General features: G+C 59.1%; 6 protein-coding genes. 3 read left to right on the top strand and 3 right to left on the bottom strand.

What is annotated here, in order from left to right; all coding sequences use genetic code 11:
• Together AC2FM5_RS19220 and AC2FM5_RS19215 are read right to left on the bottom strand one after the other, a co-directional pair.
• On the bottom strand, positions 1 to 581 hold a 581-nt coding region (locus AC2FM5_RS19220), incomplete at its 3' end, for an inositol monophosphatase family protein (protein ID WP_496737544.1).
• Positions 582 to 689: 108 nt separating this feature from the next.
• Entirely contained in the window at positions 690 to 1,595 is a 906-nt protein-coding gene (locus AC2FM5_RS19215) for a LysR family transcriptional regulator (protein WP_170434488.1), read from the bottom strand.
• 94 nt (positions 1,596 to 1,689) lie between these two features.
• On the opposite strand from AC2FM5_RS19215, the gene metF reads away from it, so the two are divergent.
• Together metF and AC2FM5_RS19205 are read left to right on the top strand one after the other, a co-directional pair.
• Positions 1,690 to 2,556, top strand: coding sequence for a methylenetetrahydrofolate reductase [NAD(P)H] (gene metF / locus AC2FM5_RS19210; protein ID WP_170436534.1), 867 nt, complete (start codon positions 1,690 to 1,692; stop codon positions 2,554 to 2,556).
• Positions 2,557 to 2,737: 181 nt separating this feature from the next.
• A complete protein-coding gene (locus tag AC2FM5_RS19205; RefSeq protein WP_170365522.1) occupies positions 2,738 to 3,391 on the top strand; it encodes a J domain-containing protein in 654 nt (217 codons plus the stop codon).
• 56 nt (positions 3,392 to 3,447) lie between these two features.
• Here the strand turns inward: AC2FM5_RS19205 and AC2FM5_RS19200 are convergent, their stop codons facing one another.
• Entirely contained in the window at positions 3,448 to 3,966 is a 519-nt protein-coding gene (locus tag AC2FM5_RS19200) for a YHS domain-containing (seleno)protein (protein WP_170404740.1), read from the bottom strand.
• Positions 3,967 to 4,207: 241 nt separating this feature from the next.
• On the opposite strand from AC2FM5_RS19200, the gene yghU reads away from it, so the two are divergent.
• Positions 4,208 to 4,782 (top strand): glutathione-dependent disulfide-bond oxidoreductase (yghU, locus tag AC2FM5_RS19195; RefSeq protein WP_496737540.1); only part of this gene is annotated, 575 nt, incomplete at its 3' end.

The following is a 4,782-nucleotide window of genomic DNA, read 5'->3' as shown; positions in this document are numbered from 1 at the left end:
ATATCCAGCGCAGCTGCACCCCAGCGGCGCACACCCGCGCAGGCGGGCATCAGACGGGCCAGGTCCTGCAACGTGGCCGGCAGGTCCGAGCGGCCACCAAACGGCAAACCGGTCGAGAAGATCGATTCGATCATCCGGCTGCGGCTCGACACGCGGATACGCATGTCGTTCATCCAGGCACCCTCGCCCTTTTCGGCAAAGAACATTTCGTCCTTCGCGGGATCGTAGATGACGCCCGCGACGATCTTGCCCTTGTGTTCAAGTGCGATCGAAACCGCCCAATGTGGCAGGCCGTGCAGGAAATTGGTCGTCCCGTCCAGAGGGTCAACGATCCAACGCCGGGTCGGGTCTTCGCCCTCGATCACACCACCTTCTTCAGCCAGCCAACCGTAGGTGGGTCGCGCGCCCAGCAGTTCTTCTTTCAGAATGTTCTCGGCTGCAATGTCGGCCTTCGAGACGAAATCGCCCGCGCCCTTCATCGACACCTGCAGGTTCTCGACTTCGCGAAAGTCTTTTACCAGCGATCGGCCCGCTTTGCGCGCGGCCTTGATCATGATGTTGAGATTTGCACTGCCAACCATAGTTCCGAGGCTCCTGTCCGGTCAAACCGCGCGTATACTGGCGCAACGCCCCCTTGCCAAGAGGAATGATGCGCATAGCAGCATGCCGTTTCCCGCGTGGCCAAAACCTTATTGCTGCTGCAGCTTGCGCGCCTCTAGGCTGGCCAGCTTGACCAATTCCTGCACAAAGGGTTTTTCCATGTCCTCGGTACGCACCGCGGCATACAGCCGACGCGTGATGCCATCCTTGGTCAGCGGGCGGGTCACATAGTCCGAGTTGTACTTGACCTCGCGCACCACCCAGTCGGGCAGAACGGATATTCCACGGTTTGACGCCACAAGCAGCAGGATCACGGCGGTCAACTCGACTTGCCGGATCGCAGCAGGCTCAACGCGGGCCGGGATGAGAAGCTGGCTGAAGATATCAAGCCTCGTGCGTTCGACCGGATAGGTGATGAGCGTTTGACCGCGAAAATCCTCGGCCTCGATATACGCTTTCCCGGCCAGAGGGTGGGTCGAGGCGGCGACAAAGACAGGATTGTAGTCGAACAGTTCGATGAACTCGACGCCCGGCAAGTCTTCGGGGTCCGAGGAGACGACCAGATCGACCTCTTCCTTCTGCAGCGCGGGCAGCGCGTCAAAGGCCAGACCCGGCCGGATATCGACATCCACATCCGGCCAAGACTTGCGGAAGGCCTCGAGCACCGGGAACAGCCATTCAAAACAGGCGTGGCATTCGATCGCGATGTGCATCCGCCCCGTGCGCCCGTCGCGCAGCGAGGAAAACTCCTCCTGCATCGCTTCGACCTGCGGCAGAATCTGCTCGGCCAGACGCAGAAGGCGCAGCCCAGCGGCCGACAATTTCATCGGTTTCGACCGGCGCAGGAACAGCTCGACGCCGGCCTGATCCTCCAGCCCTTTGATCTGATGACTGAGCGCCGACTGCGTGATGTTCAGTTGATCCGCCGCACGGGCCAACCCACCACATTCATGGATGGCTTTGATCGTGCGCAGGTGTCGAAATTCGATATGCATCTTTCGATTAGCTCATGTTGTTCTTGAATAATATGAGTTTGTCTCACAAAGAACTCCATGGCACAAGAGCCGCAACACAACCTGCGAGACTGCCATGACCCAGCCCGAGATTTCCTTCGAATTCTTTCCGCCTCAGACGCTCGAAGCGTCGTTTCGCCTGTGGGATACGGTCCAGACACTGGCGCCACTGGCACCCCGTTTTGTCTCGGTCACATATGGAGCGGGGGGCACCACCCGTGAATTGACCCGCGATGCGGTGGCGACGTTGCACAAATCCTCGGGATTGAAAGTCGCGGCCCATCTTACATGTGTCGACGCCTCACGCGGCGAGACCTTGGCCATAGCCGACAGCTTTGCCGCGGCCGGCGTCACTGACATCGTTGCGTTGCGCGGCGACCCACCCAAGGGGCAGGAACGGTTCGTCCCGCATCCCGATGGGTTCGCCCACTCGGTCGAATTGATCGCAGCACTGGCGGAAACCGGCAGTTTCACCATCCGCGTCGGTGCCTATCCCGACATTCACCCGGAAGCGCCACACGCACAGGCTGACATCGACTGGTTGAAAGCCAAGTTGGACGCCGGCGCAGACGAGGCTTTGACGCAATTCTTCTTCGAGGCCGAAACGTTTTTACGCTTTCGTGATGCCTGCGCCAAGGCCGGGATCGACAAGCCGATCGTGCCGGGCATCCTGCCAATCGAGAACTGGGCCGGTGCCAAGAAATTTGCCAAACGCTGTGGCGCCCAGGTGCCGGACTGGGTCGACCAGGCCTTTGACAAAGCAATCCGTGACAACCGGCACGACCTGTTGGCCACCGCGCTGTGCACCGAACTGTGTTCGGACCTGATCGATGAAGGCGTGGACAAGCTGCATTTTTATACGCTGAACCGCCCCGAACTGACCCGCGATGTGTGTTTTGCCCTTGGGATCACGCCCAAAGCCGATCTGCAAAACGTCGCCTGACTGTTCCTTGCATTTGCACAGGCCAAAGGGGGATTGCCCCCTGCGGCCCGCTGCAAGGTGCGAACAATTCCCCCTGCAACGGCGCACTGTCCTCGCCAAGCCCACCAATTCACAGGATAATTTGACAGAAACTCAAGGCTCCGGACAATAGGAGCCAGTTGTTTTATCGAGTGATTTTGGTATGGAGCCAGTCGAGAAAATTCAGGCTCGCGTAGAAGCACTGCACGTCTTGGGCCTTGATCAGACCGCCACCGCATCGGACATCCGGAATGCGTGGCGTGACATCGCCTTTCATGCACATCCCGACCATACAGGCGGCGACTGCAATCAGTTTGCGCAGGCGAAGTCGGCCTATGACTATCTGCGCAAAAACGGGTTGGCAGGAAAAGGCGCCGGGCCGGCCCAACCGCGACGCCCAAAACTCAGAAAGCGTATCATCGAGCTGGACGAGAAGGATATTTCCGCCTGCCTGAAGCTGCTCGATCCAAGTCGCGCCCTATCCTTTGGCGAGACCAGCGCGGAAGATTGCCCGCTATCGACGCGCAATTCGGACCATGTACCAGAGGCGATCGGATGCTATGGCCGCGACCTGACCTATTTCGTTGCGACGCCGGTTTGCGAAGGTGAAAACCGCGTTGCCCTGCCGACATCCGTTCTGGCCGGCTTTCGGACGGTCGAAACCGAAATACTGTCCTTCCAGGCCAAGAATGGCGGAGCGGGCGAGGTCGTTGTTCCCGACACCATTCGAGAACGCAAGTTTCCCGGCGCGCGCAGCGTCAAGATCCGGTTCGAGGCGGATCAGGCCACTCGGGAACAGTTCTGGCAGGCTTGTTGAAGACCCAAAATTGAAAAAGGCCCGGCGGGTCTGCCGGGCCTGCAACGCGCGTAACGTCAGTTCGCGATCGGGCCTTCGGACGTGAATTTCGGGATCACGTTGGTCGAAGCGTCATTGCCCTCGAGCCCCGGCCAGTTCCCCTCAGCAAGGTTGATGTTGCCCGGGACGTCTTCCTCCCAGAAACCGACCACGACATCGGTGATGTTCAGATACAGCTTGTCGTCAACGATCCGCCAAAGGTTGGGGTTGCCGGGAACCTTGCCGCCCTTTGACACGCCATAGGCGCAATGCCCATCATATTGCGGCGCATAGAACGCGGGGTTTTCAAGGAACTTCGCGCGGTTTTCTTCGGTCGCAAAAGCCCAGGTCGCCCCGTTGTATTCCGCAGTGATGTCCGACCGTCCGCGCACGCCTTCGGGCTGCGACTGTCCGATCGGTGATTGAGCAAGCCCACGGTAGGCCACCACATCATATCCGGACACGGCGAAGCCGGTCCCATCGACATATTGCGGGCCGGCAAAGGCGGGCACGGCCAACGCCATTGCAGCAGCAAAGGTCAGAGCAAATCTGTTCATGTTTCATGTCCTCGTGTCTTGACGGGTTGCAGGGCCAGAGTGGCTGTCTGCAGAGACAATAAGCAATTCCCTTCGTCGGCGAAGACCCGTTAACGCCGCTGTGACCATTGACGAGCAAACGTGAGCAGTCTTGCCGCAATTGTTACAGAACAGCCGCCACGTCGGGGGTTGGCGTTCTTGTTCTGCAACACTAACTCTTGTCGGGCCGGGCGCGGCTCGGCTCTGGGACGAAAGGCAGAAGATGAGCGACACCACCACATACACCCCACCAAAAGTCTGGACATGGGATAGTGAAAGCGGAGGGCGTTTCGCGAATATCAACCGCCCCATCGCAGGGGCGACCCATGACAGGGAATTGCCCGTCGGCAATCATCCCTTGCAGTTGTATTCGCTTGCAACGCCAAACGGGGTGAAAGTGACGGTCATGCTGGAAGAGCTTTTGGCCCTGGGTCACGCGGGCGCGGAATATGATGCATGGCTGATCAATATCGGTGACGGCGATCAGTTCGGCTCAGATTTTGTCGCGATCAACCCGAACTCGAAAATCCCCGCTCTGATGGACCGATCGGGCGAAACGCCGATGCGGGTGTTCGAAAGCGGCTCCATCCTTGTACATCTGGCCGAAAAATTCGGTGCATTCCTGCCCGAAGCCGGTCCCGAGCGCACCGAAGTGATGAACTGGCTTTTCTGGCAGATGGGCAGCGCGCCTTATCTGGGTGGTGGGTTCGGGCATTTCTACGCTTATGCGCCAGAGAAATGGGAATACCCGATCAACCGCTTTGCGATGGAAACCAAACGCCAGCTGGATGTTCTGGA

This window comes from Ruegeria sp. BHSA162, assembly GCF_059613385.1.
This window is presented reverse-complemented; position numbering and strand designations above follow the sequence as displayed.

Bases quoted from the DNA above. Each gene is read 5' to 3' on its own strand.
- AC2FM5_RS19215 (WP_170434488.1), bottom strand. From the start codon at position 1,595: ATGCATATCGAATTTCGACACCTGCGCACGATCAAAGCCATCCATGAA.
- metF (WP_170436534.1), top strand. From the start codon at position 1,690: ATGACCCAGCCCGAGATTTCCTTCGAATTCTTTCCGCCTCAGACGCTC.
- AC2FM5_RS19205 (WP_170365522.1), top strand. From the start codon at position 2,738: ATGGAGCCAGTCGAGAAAATTCAGGCTCGCGTAGAAGCACTGCACGTC.
- AC2FM5_RS19200 (WP_170404740.1), bottom strand. From the start codon at position 3,966: ATGAACAGATTTGCTCTGACCTTTGCTGCTGCAATGGCGTTGGCCGTG.